Source organism: Spirosoma luteolum (genome assembly GCF_054778875.1).
In genome coordinates this window covers 132,101-152,744 of record NZ_BAAGZE010000008.1, presented here as the reverse complement: position 1 = coordinate 152,744, position 20,644 = coordinate 132,101, and the positions used below count along the sequence as shown (strand labels likewise).

The window sequence follows — 20,644 nt, the reverse complement described above, 5'->3', positions numbered from 1 at the left end:
CGCCGTGGGTATTCATCAACCTGTAGCCGTACGTCTGCCCAATGCCGGACAGTGCCTTCGCCGTTTATGTTACCCTGGCTCAGCAGCTGAGCCTCAGTTTACTGACTCCGGTCGGAACCGATATACTGCCTGCCACCATCAGCCCCCAACTCGAACGGATGGGCTGTTCGCGCGAGCAGGCCGAAACGGCCAATCAGGCATTCGACGAAGTGGTGCGGCAGTTTCTGCGGCACTGGATCGAGCAGGGCACCGGTGCGCCGGTCGATCGGCAGCACGAAAACGAGCTTGAAACCGACCTGTTTGTTGAGCAGGGCGCTCTGCGGAGCTTCGTCAAACACCACGACGATGCCTTCGAGCAGCTCCTGCAGGAGCCCGCCATTGCGCGGCATCTGCTGCGGCCTGGCAGTGAGGTGTTTTTTCAGCCCGATGCCTACGAGCCCCTGCTGGCTAAATTCGAACGCCGGATTTATAATCTGGCCGCTCACCGCGAACACCGCGAAGTGCCGTTTCGCTACAGCCCCGCCAGCCGGCAGGGCGACTATGGCGATTCGGTAATGCCGTCGGACTTACCCCCCGGTGAGGGTCGCGAAGATATTGGTGTGTACTTCGGTACCCGGCGTTCCGACCCTACAGCCCTCGGTATCATGGGGCAGCAACTTAGCAGCCAGGCTGCGCTGGGTGGTGGTCTGCCCGTACAGGTGCTGACCGGGCGTTACATGACGGAGGCCCTGCTGGACATCCGGACGCAAACCGAAGCCCTCGCCCAGGCGGGTGTAACGGGCCTCCACGCCTTCATCATTCAGGGGCGCCATGCGGCCGACGATCGGCACCTTGGGGCTGCGCTGCTCCTGATGGACCCGGCTCAACCCGATCGCCCGTACCGGATTGTATTCTGCGATACGCTCAACCCCAACGGTACTCCGCCGTGGTGGCACTCGTTTCAGCACAAAGTCGATCAGGTGTTTCCGCAGCCCGAAGGTGCAGCGCCGGTATCGGCGGGTCTGGAAGACGGCGGGGTGAAATTGCAGCGGCTGCACGATGGGGTGCCCGTACGACATCAGGATATCGACTGTGCGTTCTATTCACACGGCATGGCCAGCGCCCTGATCGAACTGGCCCAGCAACAGCCCGACCTGCTTACCCACGGGGCCATTGCCGAGCTGGTGAGCGCCATGACCGCCCGGATGCCCGATTATTTCCTACAGGCCGATCTGGCGCGTTCGCCCGAAGTGGTGCGCGAAGTCAATGTCATTCGTCGCTGGAATACGGGCCGCGACGCACTGCTGGCCCTGGTGCGGTCGGTGTAGCCGCTACAGATACAGCTTTACCATTTTCTGCCAGTCCTCGGCCCGGTGGGCGCGGCCGTCCCAGTAATGCAGTTCGTGCTCGACCTGTTTGGCGCTCAGGGCTTTGCTCAGCGCCTTGTTACTGCCAATAAACGGGTCGTCGGTGCCCACGGTCAACACCAGCTGAAGTCGACGCAGGGCGGCCAGCAGTTCGCCTTCGGGCAAATTGGGCAGGAAGTGGTTGGGCGTGTGGAAGTAAATGGTTTCGTCGTAGTAGCCATCGAACAGGCCGCGAAACTCAGCTACCGGCGCCGACAGATCGTACCGGCCACTCAGCGCCACCACTTTGTTGAATCGGTTGGGGTGACGCAGGGCGATGTTGACCGCGTGAAAGGCCCCGAAGCTGCACCCATGCACCATGCGGTAGGGGGCCGGATTCTTAGCCGCCATCAGCGGAATCACTTCCGCCAGAATATATCGCTCATACTGACCATGCCGCTGAATGCGCTCCTGGGGCGGAATATGACGGCTGTAGAGGCCATGCGCATCGATACTGTCGACGCAGAAGAGCTGGAGCCAGCCCTGCTCGATCTTGTCGGCTACGGCATCCACCAGCCCCCAGTCTTCGTAATCGTAAAAGCGGCCGCGCCGGGCCGGAAACACCAGTACCGGTGTGCCGCCATGCCCAAAGATCAACAGCTCCATGTCGCGCTGGAGGTGAGGGCTAAACCACTTCTGGTACTCGCGTAGCATATCCGTTCGGGGAAAGATGTAGCGAAAATGCGCATTTTCCCGACCCGGAAGGTTACCACAGTGTAAAGAAATGGAAACTGGCTGTTGCCCGAAGGCCCCTGTTGGTCAGCGAATCAGCGCCGGTACCCGTGTCGACAGTTCACGCTGCCAGATCAGATAGCCCTGCCGGTTCATGTGCAGGCCATCGGCTTCGTATAGTTCCCGGCGGGGGCCGCCATCGGGCGCCAGCATCACCGGCGTCAGGTCGATAAACGAAAACCGGGGCAGCCGCTCGATTTCCCGTTCGATGAGGGCGTTGGTGGTGCGTATCTGATTGATCAGATTCCAGCGGGCCGGGCTGGGCTTGATCGATACGAACGAGACATCGGTGTCGGGCAGGGTACGCCCGATTTTATCGGCCAGCGCGCAGAAAAACAGGTATACCTCTTCGGGGTGCCGGTTATCGCCCAGATCGTTGTCGCCGGCGTACAGAATCAGGTGAGCGGGGCGGGCCGGCGCTACCAGCCGATCGAAAAACCAGGCGCAGGCCGCCAGGGTAGAACCGCCAAAACCGGCATTGACCGTGTTAACCGTTGGGAAATCGGCAGCCAGGTCGGTCCAGAGTCGTATGGATGAACTGCCGTAAAAAAAAGTGCTGTCGGGCTGGGCTGCGTTGGTTTTCTGTTCAAGCTGCCTGACCTCGTCTTCGTACCAAGTCATGCGTAAAAATACGGCCAAATGCCCAGATTTGAGCAGTATTTGCCCAGTTTAAGGGGGTGTATTCGTGAACGCTTAACCCAGGCGGGCCGCTTACCCGACAGCCTCAGCCGCGATGCTGTGTAGATCGCCACCCATACATCCGGACAACGACACCGGCAGCCGGGCCCGTGAATCGAAACCCTACCGCATGGGTCTGCCGAAAAACCGCTAAGTTTGACCCGCAAATCAACCTGACGATACGTCCTCGCATGAAAACCGTAGATACCTACAATTTTGCGGGCAAAAAAGCCCTGGTTCGGGTCGACTTCAACGTCCCCCTCGACAAAGCGTACAACATCACCGACGATACGCGCATTAAAGCCACGATTCCAACGGTTATGAAAATCGTGAACGACGGTGGATCGGCCATTCTGATGTCGCACCTGGGTCGGCCCAAGGGTGGTCCCGAAGAAAAATATTCGCTTAAACACCTGCTGCCGGCGTTGAAAGAAGCGTTTGGCCGGGAGGTAAAATTTGCGGACGACTGCATCGGTGCGTCGGCGGCCGAGCAGGCAGCTGCCCTGCAACCCGGCGAAATTCTGTTGCTCGAAAACCTTCGTTTCTACAAGGAAGAAGAAAAAGGCGATAAAGACTTCGCCGAAAAGCTCGCTAAACTGGGCGATGTATGGGTAAACGATGCCTTCGGTACGGCCCACCGTGCCCACGCCAGCACGGCTGTTATGGGGCAGTTTTTCACCGACCGCGTGAGCGGCTACGTGATGCAGGCCGAACTCGAGAACGCCAAAAAAGTACTTGGCGAAGGCGAACGGCCGTTTACGGCGATCATGGGCGGGGCCAAAATCTCCGATAAAATCCTGATTATCGAAAAACTGCTCGACCGGGTCGACAACCTCATTATCGGGGGCGGTATGACCTATACCTTCACCAAGGCGCAGGGCGGCAAGATCGGTAAGTCGCTGCTCGAAGCCGACAAGCAGGAGCTGGCCCTCGAGCTGCTCGAGAAAGCCAAGGCCAAGGGTGTAACAATCTACATGCCCGTCGACAACGTTTGCGCCGACGATTTCTCGAATGACGCCAACCGGCAGACGGTGGCTACGGGCGAAATTCCTGATGGCTGGGAAGGCCTCGATATCGGACCTGAAACGGCGAAACTGTTTACCGATGTTATTCTGAAGTCGAAAACCATTCTGTGGAATGGCCCCATGGGTGTATTCGAATTCGAAAACTTCGCCCACGGTACCAACGCCATTGCCGAAGCTGTGGTGAAAGCGACCGAAGAAAACGGCGCGTTTTCGCTTATCGGCGGAGGTGACTCGGCCTCGGCTGTCAACCAGGCGGGTTACGGCGACCGCGTCAGCTACGTCTCGACCGGTGGTGGTGCCCTCCTCGAATACATGGAAGGTAAAACGCTCCCCGGCGTTGCCGCCCTGGAAGCCTAAGGAGCAGCTCGTGGTTTGTCGCGACTGACTGTGACAACAAACCACAAACCACGAACAGCTATAGCCCGCTCAGGCCCGCCCGGGCTTTGTTGTCGATGCTGTTTTTGTATTCGTGATTTTTCTGGGCGAGTGCCCGCTCAAAGAACGACCGCGCCCGGGTGCGGTCGTTCTTTTGTTTATAGATATACCCCAGTTGCAGCGCCGATGTGGCTCCGAACGACAGGGGGGCACCGTCGTAGGCATCGCTCAGAGCCAGTGCCCGCACAAAGTAGGGAATAGCGGCATCGGGGGCGTTCCGGCGCTGCTGAATGCGGCCCATGCGGTAGTTGAATTCTGCCTGTTCGGGTAAGCCGCTGAACCGGGCCTCGCTGTAGGGGCGCAGGTAGCCCAGCGCCTGGTCGGTAAAACCGCCGTCGCAGGCCAGCCGGGCCCGCATCAGCAGCGCCTGATTGGGGGTGGGCCCCCGTTTCAGGTAGCCTTCGGCAAAGCGCTGAGCCGCCTTGTCCGATTCGACCGTGGTACGCCCGGTCTGCAGCACCCGCGCCAGCAACGGCCGGCCCGCACTGTCGGGCTGACCCGCCAGCCAGTGACACAAAAACCGCTTGTAGTACGAATCTTTCAGGAAATTCTGCCCCCGGTAGTTGGCCAGAAATCGCCCGAAACAGGCGTCGGCGGTGGCGTACTGCCCTTTCTGCAGGTAAATGTCGCCCAGAATATTGTCGACGATAGGAAGCGGGCGGTAGGCCGGGCCCGTGGGGCGCCTGCTGAGGTAAGCCAGCGCCTGTTCGCCATGCCCGTTTTTCTGCGCAATCGTGGCCCCGAAGAAATGCAGCAGCAGGTTATCGGGGTGGTCGGCAACAAGTTGCTGCAGCGCCCGTTCGTCGCTTTCGCCGAACGACAGCACATAGGCCCGTATCATCAGGTCGATCAGCCGGGCTTCGAGGCCAAAAACGGGGTCTTGCCGGGCACGCAGGAGCAACTGCTGTCCCTGCGCTATGCTGCCGCGCAGCCCCAGCAGCCGGGCCACCCATGCGTAGGCATCGGGTACCGAGCCAATCATGATCTGCAGCGTACCCAGCGATTTATACGTGGGCGTAAACGCCGGAAACAATTGCTGATTTTCCGTCAGCAGCCGGTATGCCCGGATCACATCCCAGCTGGCACTTAGTTCCTTGCCGAACTTAAGCTTGCAGAAGGCCCAGTGCAGGCGCACCTCGGCCTGGAGCACGCGCTGCCAGGGCGAGCGTTCGTCCAGCGCGCTGAGTTGCCGGATGCGGTCGTCTTCGCGTCGGCTAAGGCTGGCAAACAGCCGGTCGTCGTCCGAGGTGGTCAGCATCAGCATATCGGCATAATCGGCAAGAAAGATCGCCACGCCGTTGCTCGGTTCGCCTGGGGGGGTAGGGGCCGGCAGCCGCAGCGTCTGGAGGTCGGCGTAGGTGCGCAGCTGGGATGCCGACCAGACAATGTCCTGCGCCGGCGCCAGGCCCGGATGCAGCCAGCCTAACAGCCCCAGCAACAGCAGAGCCATCCGAAACGGCAGAAGGTCGCCCACCGGGGCGACCTTCTGTTTGTTGTCTGGGGCAGCCATGAAAGCAGGCAGCCTACCGGCCACGGCCCGTGGGCGCTGGCTCGGGAACACCTTCGACATCGGCGAAAATCCGGCCGCAGTGTTCGCAGACGATGATTTTCTTTTTGTCTTTGATGTCGGCCTGCCGCTGGGGCGGCACCACGTTGAAGCAGCCACCGCAGGCACCCCGCTTCACCATAACCACGGCCAGGCCGTTGAGGGCGTTGCCGCGGATTTTTTTGTACGAGTTAAGCAGACGGGGTTCGATGGTCGTAGCCTGCTCGTCGCGCTGCCGGATGATTTCTTTCTCCTCGTCCTGGCTCTCCGACGTGATCTGATCGAGTTCCTGTTTTTTGGCTTTCAGGTCTTCTTTCCGTTCGTTGAGGGCAGCCTGCGTCGTTTTGATTTCTTCGTCTTTGCCGCGCACCCGGAACTGCGCTTCGTTGATGCGTTTGTCGGCCAGTTCGATTTCCAGCGACTGCAGTTCGATTTCTTTCGAGATGGCGTCAAACTCGCGGTTATTGCGGACGTTCATCTGCTGATCCTTGTATTTAACGATCAGCTTTTCGGCGTCTTTTTTAGCCACGCGATTGCGCTCAATCTCCTCCTCCAGCGTCTTGATCTCGCTCTGGAACTTGCCAATCCGGGTTTCGAAGCCAGCGATGTCATCTTCAAGGTCGCGTACTTCTTCGGGCAGGCCACCCCGGATTTTGATCAGTTCGTCAAGTTGAGAATCAAGAGATTGCAGGTGCAGCAGAGCGTCTAGTTTTTGCGCAATCGTAAGTTCCATTCGGAGATTGTGTTAGATTGTATGTTGACTAATGCCGTACGTGACCAGCAACAAAAAAACTGGCGGTTTAACGCCCGAAGACGGTAGGCCGGATAGGTTTTGTTGGTTCTACACGGGTTTCGTACCGCATCACTTAAAGTACCGTACGGGGTTTGTGTCCGTTTCGGAAAAAATTACCGCAAAAGTAGTGAATTTTTCGGCTAAATGCCGGACAATTAAGTCTTTCGTAAAGACCTCACTCTCATAGTGGCCAATGTCACAGATGATGATTCGACCATCGGCGTCGAAATACTCGTGGTATTTATAATCGGCGGTAACAAAAACAGCCGCGGCTGCCCGAATGGCGTCGTTGAGCAGAAAGCCGCCGGCACCACCACATACGGCCACCCGGTGTACGGGCCGACCCAGCAGGGGGGTATGCCGTATCAGAGGCAGGTTCATGCGGTTTTTGAGGTAATGCAGCCAGTCGGTTTCGCTGATGGGTTCGGGCAACTCGCCCACAATGCCCGACCCAACGGTGTGGTTGGTAGTTTCGAGGGCAAAAATATCGTAGGCAATCTCTTCGTAGGGGTGGGCCCGGCGCAGGGCTGCCAGCACCGGGGCCTGCAGATGCTTCGGAAACACCACCTCAATGCGGTGTTCGGGTTCCTGGTGGTACTCGCCAATGCTACCCATCGCCGGGTTAGCGTGCTCGTTGGCCATATATGATCCCATCCCTTCATTCCGGTAGCTGACCCGGCTGTAGTTGCCGATGTTGCCCGCGCCGGCATCGTGCAGGGCATCGAGAACGGTTTGGGTATAACTGAGCGGCACAAACGTGACGAGCTTGGCCGTTGTCTGGGATTTGAGGGTCAGGATGCGGACGTTTTGCAGACCCAGCTGCTCGGCAATGCGAAAATTGACGCCACCCGTCACACTGTCGAGGTTCGTATGCGATGCGTAGATCGCTACATCGTGTCTGATGGCACTGATCACCGTTCGCTCGATGTAGGTACTGCCCGTCAGTTTCTTCAGGCCCCGGAACACGATCGGGTGATGGGCCACGATAAGGTTACACCCGTTGGCGACGGCCTCGGCCACTACGGCTTCGGTACAGTCGAGGGTCACCAGCACGCCCGTGATCGGGGTATCGGGATTGCCCACAAGGAGCCCGGCATTATCGTACGATTCCTGGTAGGCCAGAGGGGCCAGTGTTTCGAGGTAGGCCGTAAGCTGACGGATGGTCTGCATGCGTAAATGAGTTGGTAGGCTGCAAAAATGCGAAATAGGCGTGGTTACTGCCCTACCGGATTGCTGAGCGTACCGATTCCGCCGATGCTGATGTGTATCACATCGCCGGGTGCCAGCGTAAACGAGTCGGGGGGCACCAGGCCCGTACCAGTCATCAGAAAGCAGCCATCGGGAAATGAGCACTCGCGGAACAGGAACCCAACCAGTTCGGTATGCTGCCGCTTCATCTGATCGATCGACAGGCTGCCCGCAAATACCGTTTCGCCTGCCCGGTCAATAGTGAGCTGCATGGTGGTGTCGGGCGCGATCGGGCTGGCGGGTACGTAGAGACAGGGACCCAGGGCACAGGCGCCGTCGTAGGTTTTGGCCTGGGGCAGGTAGAGCGGGTTTTCGCCCTCGATGCTCCGCGAACTCATGTCGTTGCCGCAGGTATAGCCAATGATGCGGCCACTGGTCGTGACGAACAGGGTCAGTTCGGGTTCGGGCACATTCCAGGTGGAGTCGCGCCGAATCCGGACGCTGGCATCCGGGCCCACCACCCGGCCCGGTGTCGATTTAAAGAACAGTTCGGGCCGTTCGGCATCATACACCCGGTCGTAGAAATCACCGCCCCCCGCTTTTTTCGACTCTTCCATGCGGGCATTGCGGCTGCGCAGATACGTTACCCCGGCGGCCCATACTTCCTGCCGGCCAATGGGTGCCAGCAGGGATGCCGAGTCCACCGCATTGGTGTCGGCGAGCGGTTCAAGGGTGTCGATCAGGGCCTGAAGCCGGGCAGGCAAATCGTCCTGATTGATAAGCCCGTCCCAGTCGGTCGTTGGGAGCTGATAGGTGCGGTCTTCGGTCTGAAGCAGAATGCCGGTAGGAGTTTTGTAGAGTTTCATGAGCGCGGGATACGTGCAGGGTAAAAAGAAAATTTGCAGACGCTTATACTTCATCGTATTATTGCGATGAATATCAGGGCGGCTAGCTGGCCGACTGTTTCAACGCGCAAAACACATGAAGCGAATTCTGGTACTGTGTACCGGCAACTCAACCCGCAGCCAGATGGCCCACGGGTATCTGCAACAGTTTGCCGGCGATCGAGCCGAAGTGCTCAGCGCCGGGGTCGAAACCCACGGACTCAATCCCAAAGCGGTGCAGGTCATGGCCGAAGATGGCGTCGATATAGGCCATCATACCTCTGATCTGGTCGATACCTACGCCCATCTGCCCATCGATCACGTCATTACGGTCTGCGACAGTGCCAGCGAGCGCTGCCCGGTCTGGATTGGCCGTACGCACCGGCTGCACCACAACTTTGAAGATCCGTCGAAGGGGACGGGCACACCCGAGGAGGTGATGGCGAACTACCGCCGTATCCGCGATCAAATCCGGCAGTTCAGCCAGGAATTCGTGGAAAAATACGTATCTTAGTGAATAGACAGAGCCTGGGATTGGGCAGGCCGGTCCGGCTTTGAATACGGGTCCGGCCGGGCTGCAGGGCGCTCCTGAGGGGCCCGATACACCCATCCGTTGTGTAGGTCTGTTGCCTTCTGATGCTGCAAAAAACCCGGGGTATTGCCCTTAGTTACATTCGTTATCGCGAAACGTCGATTATCGCCCGCGTTTATACCGAGGAGTTCGGGCTGCAAAGCTACATTGTCAACAGCGTTCGGACGGCGCGGAGCAGGAACAACCGCATTGCGCTGTTTCAGCCCCTGACGCTGCTCGATATGGTGGTTTACTACAAGGAAGACCGTGACCTGAGCCGCCTGTCGGAAGTGAAAACGAGCCAGCCGTTTCAGAGTCTGCCTTTCGAGGTGGCCAAATCGACCATTGCCCTCTTTGTGACCGAGATACTCAACAAGGTGCTGAAGGAGGAAGCGAGCAGTCCGATGCTGTTTCGGTTTCTGGTCGATTCGGTGCTGTTCCTGGAAGAGGCCCGCACCAATTACGAAAACTTCCACCTGATTTTCCTGCTCAAGCTGTCGTTTTTTCTGGGTTTTGGGCCTGAGTCGGCCCGTGAGTTCGAAGCCCAGCTCCGTGAAAATTCGGTGCCGTTTCTGCCCGATGAAGCCATGGATGCCGCCCTCAACGCCATGCTGCGCCAGCCCTACGGTACGCCCATTCCGCTTGCGCGGGGCGCCCGCAACGAACTGCTCGATGCCCTGGTGGCCTATTACCAGATTCACATCGACTCGCTGGGGGAGGTAAAGTCGCTGCCCGTACTGCGCGAAGTACTGGGGTAGGCTCCTGCTAAAAAGAGAAAGCCTGTTAACCGAAAAGGCCCCGTCCGGGGCCTTTTCAAATTAGATCTTACGTTTCAGTTCGAAGTGCTGACCCAGGTACAGCCGACGGACCTGTTCGTCGCTGGCGAGCTCTTCGGCCGTTCCCTGTTTCAGGATTTTGCCTTCGAAGAGCAGGTAAGCCCGGTCGGTAATGGAGAGGGTTTCGTTTACGTTGTGGTCGGTGATCAGAATACCGATGTTGCGGTGTTTGAGCTTGGCCACAATGCTCTGGATATCTTCGACGGCAATTGGGTCGACCCCGGCAAAGGGTTCATCGAGCAGAATAAATTTGGGATCGACCGCCAGGGCACGGGCAATTTCGGTACGTCGTCGCTCACCCCCCGACAGCACTTTGCCCTTGTTTTTCCGGACGTGCGTCAGACTGAATTCTTCCAGCAGCTCTTCGACTTTGGCGCGCTGATCGCGTTTGGGCAGGTCGGTCATCTGCAATACTGCCAGTACGTTTTCCTCAACGGTCAGATCGCGGAAAACCGATGCTTCCTGTGCCAGGTAGCCGAGCCCAAGCCGGGCCCGCTTATACATGGGCAGGTCGGTTACATCGGTAGTGTCGATAAACACTTTACCCGAATTCGGTTTCACCAGCCCCACCGCCATGTAGAACGACGTGGTTTTGCCGGCCCCGTTGGGCCCCAGAAGGCCAACGATTTCGCCCTGCGCTACCTGATACGATACGTCGTTGTTGACCAGGCGGGAGCCGTATTTTTTAACAAGATGTTCGGTTCTGAGAATCATGAGTGAGCCCTGCGGGCAGTGTATCGGCGCAGCCGTCAGGCTTTCACGTCTTTCAGCATCAACTGCAGCGTGGTCTGGCCGTTAAAATGATTTTGGTCGATCTGGTAACAGACCGAAACGGGTTTGCGGGTGGTAAGGCTCGAGGCCAGGTGTCCCAGGCCGAAGCCAATAGCCGTGAGCATCTGTCCCGTACCGCGGTGTTTCAGAAATAGTTTCAGGTGTTTTTCCTTCATCACAATCGGTTCATAGGCCAGATACACATCGTCGGTCATAAACGTAGGCTGCGGATTCTGCGGTCCGAATGGTCCCATCTGCCGGATAATCCGAAACAGCTTATCGTTGATCTCGCTGAAATCGAGCGGCAGATCGATATCGACCAATGGCGTCAGATGTTCATCCCGAATTCGGGCGGCCACCACCGACTCGAATTTCTGCCGGAACGCATCGACTTTATCGACCGACAGCGTCATGCCGGCCGCAAAGGTATGACCGCCAAACTGCTCGAGTAGTTCGGCACATTCTTCAATGGCCTCGTACACGTCGAAACCCGGCACCGACCGCGCCGAACCAGCTGCCTTTCCGTTCGACTCGGTCAGGATAATGGTGGGGCGGTGAAACTGCTCGATGCACCGCGACGCCACAATGCCGATCACGCCTTTATGCCAGCCCGCATCGAACAGCACCGTCGACTTGGCCTGCAGCAGCGTATCGTTGCTGCGGATCATAGACAGTGCCTGATCGGTAATCGAGCTATCGAACGCGCGCCGGTCTTCGTTGTGCTTGTTGATCACCGCAGCAAAGGCATTGGCCTCGGCCTCGGCTTCGGCCAGCAGCAGCTGCACGGCGGCTTTCGCATGTTTGATTCGACCGGCCGCGTTGATGCGTGGCCCGAGCCCGAACACCACGTTGGTAATGTCGAGATCCGTTTCAGCACCAACCGCGTTGGGCGCAGGTTTGAAGCCAGCCCCCCTGATTAACGCTTTCAGACCCGTTCTGGGTTGGTGATTAAGATATTTTAACCCATAATAGGCCAGTACCCGGTTTTCGCCCGTAATCGGCACGATGTCGGAGGCAATACTGACCACCACCAGATCGAGGTATGGGTAAAGCTGGTCGAGGTCGATACTTTTATGGCAGCAGAAGGCCTGCAGCAGTTTAAAGCCGACCCCACAGCCGCTCAGCTCTTTGTAGGGGTAGCCACAGTCGGTGCGTTTCGGGTCGAGTACAGCAGCGGCTGCGGGCAGTTCGTCGCCGGGGCGGTGGTGGTCGCAAATAATGAAATCGACACCTAGGGCACTGGCTTCGGCCACCCGATCGACCGATTTGATGCCACAGTCGAGGGCAATGATAAGCGAAAAGCCCTGTTCGGCAGCCCACTCGATTCCCTGCTTCGAAATGCCGTAGCCCTCCTTGTAGCGGTCGGGTATGTAATAATCGATGTGGGGGTGGTACTGCTTCAGAAAGCTGTAGACCAGGGCCACCGAGGTTGTTCCGTCGACATCGTAGTCGCCGTAAACCAGGATTTTTTCCTGCCGCACGAGCGCCATTTCGAGCCGCATAATGGCGCGATCCATATCTTTCATCAGAAAGGGATCGTGCAGGTGATCGATGGCCGGGCGGAAGAAGATGCGGGCATCGTCATACGTGAAAATGCCGCGCTGTACCAGCAGACTGGCCAGAAAAGGGCTTACTCCCAGCGAGGCAGTCAACGAAGCAATGGCCGACTGCTGCGCCGGCGACTGGGGCTGCGGCTGGACAATCCATCGTTTGACGGGTGGGGGAGGAAGCTGGCTTATCATAATTGCAAGATAAATCCGTTTTGATAAAAAAAGTTGCTCATGGTTCGATTGATTCCCCTGCTCCACTGGCTAGGTGCCAGCCTGATCACACCCCCGGATGCCCCCGCCAAAATCAACCTCAAAGTTGAAGTGCAGAATATTCAGGCCCAGCAGGGCGATATCTACGTGGCCCTGTTCAAACCAGGTAAAGAATTTCCGGAGGGGCGGCCTTATGAGGGCCGTAAGGTGTACGTAACCGGGCGAACCATGCTCATCACCTTTGCCGTTGAGCCCGGCGACTATGCCGTTGCCATATACCACGATGAAAACAGCAATGGCAAAATGGACAAGCGGCTGTTTGGTATTCCCAAAGAACCCTACGGATTCAGTAATAATTTCCGCCCGGTTGTTTCGGTGCCCAAATTTCAGGATTGCCGCTTTAGTATCGGCGAAAGCGGTAAAACAATCAGTATTAAACTGATTTGATGGCTGCGGTCAGCTTTTCATAAACCGTACCAGCAGAATTTCGAGCAATAACCAGCCCAGTGCTGCCAGCAGAAAATATTTCCAGAGGCTGGTGCCCAGGTTTTCCTGTTCCAGCACCTGCACAAAATCGCCGTCCTGTATGCTGTCGAATACGTCGATATTCGGCTGGCTGGCAAACGTAGCGCGCAGCTGGGCCGGCGTATAGAAGTCGAGCGACGACTCGTCGGCACCGGGGTTAAAGGCCAGCAATTGCTCGGTTTGCCCCTGGGCGTTCTGAAGTTCATAGTACCCCGCTTCGATCGTCTGTCCTGCCGAGAGGTCGTTACTGCGGGGTAGTTCGAGCTGGAGCTGACTACCCACCAGCCGCTGTACCGGAATGAACACAAACTTGTCGTGTTTCAGCTTGTAAACGGCCCGTTCTCCCGTCGCTCGTACCGGCACCGAGATCAAACCTTCGTCGAACGAATAGGCCGTGCGCTGTCCGCGTACGCTCAGGGCGGCCATCTTGTACATGACCGGTACAAACAGGGCGTGTTCGGCCAGATTGCCGTAACCACCCGTCAGCGGGGCAGCCAGCACGTACACCTGCCCGGCACCCACCCGCGACTGGGTCAGCATAGGACTTCCATCGCGCAGACTCAGCAGCCGGTTGCCTGCACTCCAGCGCCAGACGGGAGCGGCCGATGGCATGTTGAGTGGTTCAGACTGGTAGCTTTGCTGGAATACATCACGGAAGAAGGGGCTCTGCCGGTTGGGTTCGGCAATGGGAATGCTTACCGGCGGTGCCGTTGCGGGGGCACTGGCCGTTTGCAGGCCACCTACGCCCAGGCTGCTCAGGAAAGGGCCGTAGACGGCTCCGTTGGGTGTGGCCGGCGGAATGATGGCCAGACTGCCACCCTGCCGGACAAAGCGCTCCAGTTCGGTGCGCAGTGTGCCGCTTACATCATCGACACCTTCCAGAACAATCAGGTCGGTCTGCTTAAACTGTCCTACATCGACATTCTGGGCACCAACGCTGCGTCTGACAAACAGGCTGTCGTTGCTATAAACCGCGTCGACGTAGTCGCGCCCGGCCGCCGTACCCGACAGGTGCAGTACCCGCACCGCTGGTGAGGCTTCGAGCACGAAGAAATACTGATTATCGAAAGTGATCGGGTAGTCTTCAAACACAATCCGGCCCCGGTGGTAGCCTTTGGTGGCCACGTTGAAGTTGAGCGAGATGGTTGCCGACCCACCCGGGGGAAGGGTAGCCGATGCCGTTGAGGTTTGGGTATTGTCGAGGTAAAGCCGCACCGGCAGGTTTTTAACGGCCTCGCGTCCGCCGTTACGCAACGTCACGTTGAGGCTGTTGTTCTGCATTTCGCGGATGAAGGGTGTACTGAGCCACACCGAATCGACGTACACATTCCGGGTTGGCTGGGCGTCGAGCGGCACAATGAAGAGCCGGTCGGCGGTATCGATTTTCAGACGGGTCAGATCGCCGGCGGTGCTTTTCTGAAAATCGGAAAACCAGAACAGCTGATTGCGCCCGCTGGGGTTGAGACTGCTGAGCAGGTTGCGCTGCCGCCGGTACACGGCCTCGAGGGTACGGGGCGTATGGGCAAACCGGATGGCCGTAACCCGATCGCGAACCGATTCGGCCGACCCTGCCTGTTGCTCAGCGGCCGAAAAGTCGTTGGTCAGCAATTGCAGAGAGGTCGCGTTGCGGAACAGCGTCAGCAGTTCGTCGAGCTTGCCAATGGCAATGTCGAGGTAACGCTTTTCGCTGCGCTCGTTCTGCATGCTGTAGGAGTTGTCGATGTAAAGGCTCGTAACGCCCTGCCGCGACAGGCCCAGCTTATTTTTGCTCGGGATAAAAGGCTGGGCAAAAGCCAGCACCAGGCAACTGATGAACAGACAGCGGCAGGCCAGAATGAGCCAGTGCTTGAGCCGCCGAAACGACTTGGTTTCAGTCTGAACGGTTTGCAGCAGCGCTACATTGGTGAAGAATACCCGGCGGGTCCGGCGAAAATTGAACAGGTGGATGGCGATGGGAATAGCCACCGCCAGCAGACCAGCCAGGAAAGTAGGATACAGGAAATTCATTCAGGATGTTGGCGGCAGAGGGACACTCCAATACTAACGACGCAGGTCGCAACTTTGGTTTCTCCAACGGGTAAGTTAGGCCGGAATCGTCAGTTCATAAAATTCAGTTTGGGTCCGTAGCACATCGGTATACGTAATCGAACCCGACTCATCGCCCACAGTCGTAAATGAACTGACGGGCGTATGTGCCACTACCTGATGAAAGCCGGGCAGGAAGTCGGCGCTGGTTTCCTGCTGGTCGGCCCATACGGGGCCACCACCGGGCGCGTACCCCCCACGGGCTGGCCCCACGTCGAACAGAATCGACCGGCGTTGTGGCTGAATATGGACTAGGTTCAGTCGTTGGGCAACGTCGTGCCGGGGCAGCAGCATATTGAGATGGCTGGTCTGGAGCAGCAGGCGGCTAAACCAGGCAGTGGTTACGCCCGCATGGGAAAACAGATAGGCCCCGCGCTGGTGGGCAATATTGAACAAACTGTCGTACCGCCGGAATAACCGGGTCAGCTGGGGCTGGGCAGTGGCGTTGAAACCCGTGCAGATATAGTTGGGGTAGTGCAGATACTGCACGTCATGATTACCAAGCAGCAGACGGATGGTGTCGGGTTTGCGCTGCTTGAGCTGGATGATGGCGTAGAGGTTGTCGTAGATCGTGTCGTCGTCGACGCTGGGACTGTCGACGTAATCACCCAGAAAAACAATTTCGTCGAAGCGGGATAGAGGAGCATCGCGCCACACGGTTTTACCGTGCAGGTCGCTGATAAAAAGAATTTTCATGTGCGTATAGCTGACCCCTAAGTAACAAAAAAAGCCCCGACTGTAAACACAGTCGGGGCGAAAGGAGCCTATTGTTTATCCGGCGGACTAAAGGGTCCGTTTTACTTCCTTGAGTTCGAAGCTTTCGATCACGTCGCCCACTTCGATGTCGTTGAAGTTTTTGATGCTCAGACCACATTCGTAGCCAAACTTCACTTCGTTTACATCGTCTTTGAAGCGTTTCAGCGCACTGATTTCGCCCGTATGGATAACGATGAAGTCGCGGATGATCCGGATTTTATTGTTCCGCTTGATGTTGCCTTCCGTAACATAACAGCCGGCAACCGTACCGATCTTGCTGATCTTGAAGACATCGCGTACTTCGATGTTCCCCACGATCACTTCTTCCACGGTTGGAGCCAGCAGGCCTTCCATGGCGTCTTTTACCTCGTTGATCGCGTCGTAAATAATCGAGTAAAGACGGATTTCGATTTGTTCCTGTTCGGCCAGTTTCCGGGCGCTGGCCGATGGCCGTACCTGGAAGCCCACAATGACAGCGTCGGATGCCGAAGCCAGCAGAATGTCGGATTCTGAAATCTGACCAACCGCTTTGTGGATAATGTTGACCTGAACTTCTTCCGTCGAGAGTTGCAGCAGCGAATCCGAAAGGGCTTCGACCGAACCATCTACGTCACCTTTCACAATCACGTTCAGCTCTTTGAAGGTACCGATTGCTTTCCGGCGACCGATTTCTTCGAGCGTAATGTGTTTGCGGGTACGCAGCGTCTGTTCGCGCAGGAGTTGCTCACGTTTGTTCGCGATTTCACGGGCTTCGCGCTCCGTTTCCATCACATTGAACTTATCGCCCGCCTGCGGTGCACCGGGCAGACCCAGAATCTGAACCGGTTTGGCCGGGCCAGCTTCCTTTATCCGTTCGCCCCGGTCGTTGGTCATGGCCCGGATGCGGCCGTAGTGAGCTCCTACCAGCATAATATCGCCCTGGCGGAGTGTACCGTTTTCGACCAGTACAGTCGAGACATAACCCCGGCCTTTGTCGAGCGAGGCTTCGATAACCGTACCAAACGCCCGACGTTCGGGGTTGGCTTTCAGTTCGAGCAGTTCGGCTTCGAGCAGGACTTTTTCGAGCAGTTCGTCGACACCCATACCCGATTTCGACGAAATCTCCTGGGCCTGGTATTTACCGCCCCACTCTTCAACGAGCAGGTTCATCGACGCCAGTTCGGTCCGGATTTTCTCCGCATCGGCACCGGGCTTGTCAACTTTCGAGAAGGCAAACACGATGGGAACACCAGCCACCTGAGCGTGGTTGATCGCTTCCCGCGTCTGCGGCATCACGCTATCGTCGGCCGCAATCACAATGATAACGACGTCGGTTACTTTCGCACCCCGTGCCCGCATGGCCGTAAAGGCTTCGTGACCCGGTGTATCGAGGAAAGTGATCATCCGGTCATCGGCGGTCTTCACGCTGTAGGCACCAATGTGCTGCGTGATACCACCGGCTTCACCAGCGGCCACTTTGGCGCGCCGGATATAATCCAGCAGCGACGTTTTACCGTGGTCGACGTGACCCATGATCGTGACGATCGGCGCACGAGGCTGCAGATCTTCGGGGGCATCGGCTTCTACGTCGACACCGGCCTCTGTTTCATCTTCGGCCGATATAAACTGAACGTCGAACCCAAACTCATCGGCGATAACTGTGATCGCTTCGGCATCCAAGCGCTGGTTGATCGAAACGAACATACCCAGGCTGAGGCAGACCGAAATTACCTCGTTGATCGACACGTCCATGAGCGATGCCAGGTCGTTGGCCGATACAAACTCAGTTACTTTGAGTGTTTTTGCTTCCAGCTCCTCCTGTTCGGTCATCAGACGGCGATCTTCCTCGCGCTGGCTCCGACGGTCGCGCCGGCGATCGGCACCCCGGTTAGGCTGGTTGCCCTGCATCCGGGCGTTCGTTTGCTGAATCGACTTCCGAACGTCGGCCTGGGTAGGGGCTTCCCGGCGACCACCGCGGTTGGCATTGTTACCGCCACCCGCCCGGTTGCCGCCCCGGTTCGCATTGTTGCCCGTGTTGCCACCGGGTCGATTGGTGTTGTTGCCACCCTGACCACCGCGGTTGGCGTTAGGACCGCTCTGACCGGCAGCCGGCGCCGTTGTCGACGTGCCGTTTTGCTGGCCCGGCCGGTTACCGTCGCGGGGTGGCCGATCGCCACCCTGCCCATCCCGGGCAGGACGATCGGTACGGGCGGTTACGCTGCCCGCGCCTGTCGACTGACCGCCCGTTGCCGGCGCACTGCCACCAACGACGCCATCCCGACCGCGGATTCGTTTCCGTTTCTTTTTATCGGCATTACTGCCACCGCCCTGCCGGGGGTTGTTGACCGGCAGTTCGATTTTACCCAGAATTTTAAGACCACCCAGCTGGTGACTACCGGCTGCCCGGATCGTTTCCGTTTCGCCGGTGGCAGCTGGTTCTGTCGTTTCAGCCGCGGGTGCAGCGGCAGGCCTTGGTGCTTCGACCGCCGGTATTGCTGGCTTCTCAGCAACAGGAGCGGCTGGTTTCGGCGCTGCCGCCGGCTGGGCCGGAGCTGCCTGCGCTGCTACCGATTGGGGAGCAGGCGCCGGGGCCGGTTTTGCCGGTTCGGCTGCCTGGGGCTGAGCCGGAGCCGCCTGAACGGGGGCTGGTTTAGCTTCGACAGGCGCCGGTTTGGGCACGTCCACAACGGGCTTGGGCGCTTCAACAGCCGGGGTCGGCTGAACGGGCGCTGCTTTCGGCGTTTCGACAGCCAGTTTAGGGGCTTCAGGGGCCGGTTGTGGTGTGGCTACTGGTTCGACCGGGGCTTTAGCGGCAGGTGCCGGCTGAGGAGCCGTCGGACGGGGAGCATTCAGGTCAATCTTACCCAGCACCGTCAGACCAGGTAGGCCGGTGGGCGCTACTTCAGGCGTGGCTGGCTTGGGTTGGGGTGCCGGAGCCGCGGTAGGGGCTTCGACTTTGGTGTCCGTTGCCGGACGGCGCACGTCATCACGACGGTACAAAACGACATCTTCCTCCTGACGACGGGGCGCATCGGCTACCGGAGCAGGGGCTTCGGTACGACGGGCTCCGTTCAGGAGTTCCGTAGATTTATACTCTTTCGCTAACACCTCCAACTGTTCCATGTTGATTTTGGTGTTAGGATTACTATCAACCTTAAACCCTTTGGCAGACAGACGTTCTACAACTCGGGCGGCTGCCTGGTTGAGAACTTTTGCCACTTGGCTTAGGCGCATTGACTTATCTTCTGCCATGTTATCGGTCTATATTCGGCAAATTTAATGGTTGCTGGTATGGTATGAACACGAGTTAGTGGAATAAAAATCCCATACGTTCAATAATGAGCGCTGATCCGACCAGTTTAATCGGTCTGACCAACCGATCGGATCAACTTTTGCGCTGGAGCGACTATTCAAATTCCTGCTTCAGGATATTCAGAATTTCCGTGACGGTATCTTCTTCCAGATCAGTTCGGCGGATGAGCTCTTCGGGGCTCAGGGCCAGCACACTCTTGGCTGTATCGAGCCCTACTTTCCGCAGTTCCTGGATCATCCAGTCGTCGATCTCGTCGGAGAATTCCATCAGGTCAACGTCTTCGTCATCTTCCTGCCCTTCATTCTCGCGGAATACATCGATCTCCATGTCGACCAGCCGGCCGGCCAGCTTGATGTTTTGCCCCCCTTTGCCGATAGCAAGCGACACCTGGTCGGGCTTCAGGAACACTGATACCCGTTTGTTGTCGCGGTCGATGGTCATGGAGCTGACCTTGGCCGGGCTCAACGCCCGGGTAATGAGCAGTTCGAGGTTTTCGGTGTAGTTGATTACGTCGATATTCTCGTTGCCCAGTTCACGCACAATGCCATGGATACGTGAGCCTTTCATGCCGACGCAGGCGCCAACCGGATCGATGCGATCGTCGTACGACTCAACGGCTACCTTAGCCCGTTCGCCCGGCTCCCGTACGATCTTGCGGATCGAGATGAGACCGTCGTAAATTTCGGGTACTTCGATTTCGAAGAGCCGCTCGAGAAAGACAGGTGAGGTGCGCGACAAAACAATTTTAGGCGTACCGTTGAGCATATCGACCCGGCTGATAACCGCTTTGACGGCATCGCCCTTGCGGTAGCGATCTTTCGGGATCTGCTCGGTACGGGGTAAACTCAGTTCGTTGCCTTCCGGGTCGACCAGAATAATTTCGTGTTTCAGCATCTGATACACTTCGGCCCCCACCAGGTCGCCCACCTGATCTTTGTATTTCTGATACAGGAGTTCTTTCTCCATGTCCTTGATCCGCTGGATCAGGGTCTGGCGCGCGGTCTGCACCACCCGACGACCAAAGTCTTCGAGCTTTACTTCTTCGGCCACCTGCTCACCGACCTCAAAGTCGTCCTGAATTTTGCGGGCTTCGGCGAGCGGAATTTTATCGTAATCCCAGATATCTTCCGACTCATCATCGACAATCTCCCGGGTACGCCACATCTCGAGGTCACCGCTCTCGGCGTTGATGATAACGTCGAAATTTTCATCGGTGCCGTACTTCTTGCGAATCATCGTCCGGAAGACTTCTTCCAGGATGGCAATCATAGTTGGCCGGTCAATATTTTTCGACCGGGCGAAATCGGCAAACGATTCGATCAATAATCCACTGGTCATCGCTCTTGTTGGCAGTTTATGGTTTGCGTCGGTGCGCTGGCGGG

Annotated in this window: 17 protein-coding genes; 5 read left to right on the top strand and 12 right to left on the bottom strand. The window is 57.7% G+C overall.

Features of this window, described 5'->3' with window-relative positions; translation table 11 throughout:
* Positions 1-41 precede the first annotated feature (41 nt).
* Positions 42-1,307, top strand: a complete 1,266-nt coding sequence (locus tag ACYVAC_RS14655) for a hypothetical protein (RefSeq protein WP_461098468.1) — start codon at positions 42-44, stop codon at positions 1,305-1,307.
* A 3-nt stretch (positions 1,308-1,310) separates the two neighbouring features.
* Here the strand turns inward: ACYVAC_RS14655 and ACYVAC_RS14650 are convergent, their stop codons facing one another.
* Together ACYVAC_RS14650 and ACYVAC_RS14645 are read right to left on the bottom strand one after the other, a co-directional pair.
* Positions 1,311-2,039, bottom strand: coding sequence for an esterase family protein (locus tag ACYVAC_RS14650; RefSeq protein WP_461098467.1), 729 nt, complete (start codon positions 2,037-2,039; stop codon positions 1,311-1,313).
* Between the two features lie 105 nt (positions 2,040-2,144).
* A complete protein-coding gene (locus tag ACYVAC_RS14645) occupies positions 2,145-2,738 on the bottom strand; it encodes a GDSL-type esterase/lipase family protein (protein ID WP_461098465.1) in 594 nt (197 codons plus the stop codon).
* Between the two features lie 248 nt (positions 2,739-2,986).
* Here ACYVAC_RS14645 and ACYVAC_RS14640 point away from each other — a divergent pair, with 248 nt between their 5' ends.
* Positions 2,987-4,177, top strand: coding sequence for a phosphoglycerate kinase (locus ACYVAC_RS14640; RefSeq protein ID WP_461098463.1), 1,191 nt, complete (start codon positions 2,987-2,989; stop codon positions 4,175-4,177).
* A gap of 58 nt (positions 4,178-4,235) precedes the next feature.
* On the opposite strand, the gene ACYVAC_RS14635 is transcribed toward ACYVAC_RS14640, so the two are convergent.
* The 4 genes from ACYVAC_RS14635 to ACYVAC_RS14620 form a co-directional block, all read right to left on the bottom strand.
* Positions 4,236-5,765: a tetratricopeptide repeat protein gene (locus tag ACYVAC_RS14635; RefSeq protein WP_461098461.1), complete on the bottom strand. Its 1,530-nt coding sequence runs from the start codon at positions 5,763-5,765 to the stop codon at positions 4,236-4,238.
* 13 nt (positions 5,766-5,778) lie between these two features.
* Complete coding sequence (locus tag ACYVAC_RS14630; protein WP_461098459.1) at positions 5,779-6,534, bottom strand: zinc ribbon domain-containing protein; 756 nt, start codon at positions 6,532-6,534, stop codon at positions 5,779-5,781.
* Between the two features lie 129 nt (positions 6,535-6,663).
* Positions 6,664-7,764: a Nif3-like dinuclear metal center hexameric protein gene (locus ACYVAC_RS14625; RefSeq protein ID WP_461098457.1), complete on the bottom strand. Its 1,101-nt coding sequence runs from the start codon at positions 7,762-7,764 to the stop codon at positions 6,664-6,666.
* Between the two features lie 44 nt (positions 7,765-7,808).
* Complete coding sequence (locus ACYVAC_RS14620) at positions 7,809-8,648, bottom strand: fumarylacetoacetate hydrolase family protein (protein WP_461098455.1); 840 nt, start codon at positions 8,646-8,648, stop codon at positions 7,809-7,811.
* Between the two features lie 115 nt (positions 8,649-8,763).
* On the opposite strand from ACYVAC_RS14620, the gene ACYVAC_RS14615 reads away from it, so the two are divergent.
* Together ACYVAC_RS14615 and recO are read left to right on the top strand one after the other, a co-directional pair.
* Positions 8,764-9,180 (top strand): arsenate reductase ArsC, encoded by a 417-nt coding sequence (locus ACYVAC_RS14615; RefSeq protein WP_461098453.1) that lies wholly within the window; start codon positions 8,764-8,766, stop codon positions 9,178-9,180.
* Between the two features lie 122 nt (positions 9,181-9,302).
* Positions 9,303-9,995 carry a DNA repair protein RecO gene (gene recO, locus ACYVAC_RS14610; RefSeq protein ID WP_461098451.1) on the top strand — a complete coding sequence of 231 codons (693 nt, stop codon included), beginning with the start codon at positions 9,303-9,305 and terminating at the stop codon, positions 9,993-9,995.
* A 60-nt stretch (positions 9,996-10,055) separates the two neighbouring features.
* Here the strand turns inward: recO and lptB are convergent, their stop codons facing one another.
* Entirely contained in the window at positions 10,056-10,787 is a 732-nt protein-coding gene (gene lptB / locus ACYVAC_RS14605) for an LPS export ABC transporter ATP-binding protein (protein ID WP_461098449.1), read from the bottom strand.
* A 35-nt stretch (positions 10,788-10,822) separates the two neighbouring features.
* On the bottom strand, positions 10,823-12,586 hold the full coding sequence (recJ, locus tag ACYVAC_RS14600; protein ID WP_461098448.1) for a single-stranded-DNA-specific exonuclease RecJ: 1,764 nt from the start codon (positions 12,584-12,586) through the stop codon (positions 10,823-10,825).
* A 39-nt stretch (positions 12,587-12,625) separates the two neighbouring features.
* On the opposite strand from recJ, the gene ACYVAC_RS14595 reads away from it, so the two are divergent.
* On the top strand, positions 12,626-13,051 hold the full coding sequence (locus ACYVAC_RS14595; RefSeq protein WP_461098446.1) for a DUF2141 domain-containing protein: 426 nt from the start codon (positions 12,626-12,628) through the stop codon (positions 13,049-13,051).
* A 9-nt stretch (positions 13,052-13,060) separates the two neighbouring features.
* Here the strand turns inward: ACYVAC_RS14595 and ACYVAC_RS14590 are convergent, their stop codons facing one another.
* From ACYVAC_RS14590 to nusA, 4 genes are all read right to left on the bottom strand, one after another.
* Positions 13,061-15,136 carry a BatA domain-containing protein gene (locus ACYVAC_RS14590; protein WP_461098444.1) on the bottom strand — a complete coding sequence of 692 codons (2,076 nt, stop codon included), beginning with the start codon at positions 15,134-15,136 and terminating at the stop codon, positions 13,061-13,063.
* Positions 15,137-15,211: 75 nt separating this feature from the next.
* Complete coding sequence (locus tag ACYVAC_RS14585; RefSeq protein ID WP_461098442.1) at positions 15,212-15,910, bottom strand: metallophosphoesterase; 699 nt, start codon at positions 15,908-15,910, stop codon at positions 15,212-15,214.
* 87 nt (positions 15,911-15,997) lie between these two features.
* Positions 15,998-19,201, bottom strand: a complete 3,204-nt coding sequence (infB, locus tag ACYVAC_RS14580; RefSeq protein ID WP_461098440.1) for a translation initiation factor IF-2 — start codon at positions 19,199-19,201, stop codon at positions 15,998-16,000.
* A 154-nt stretch (positions 19,202-19,355) separates the two neighbouring features.
* Positions 19,356-20,600, bottom strand: coding sequence for a transcription termination factor NusA (nusA, locus tag ACYVAC_RS14575; RefSeq protein ID WP_461098438.1), 1,245 nt, complete (start codon positions 20,598-20,600; stop codon positions 19,356-19,358).
* Between the last annotated feature and the right edge of the window lie 44 nt (positions 20,601-20,644).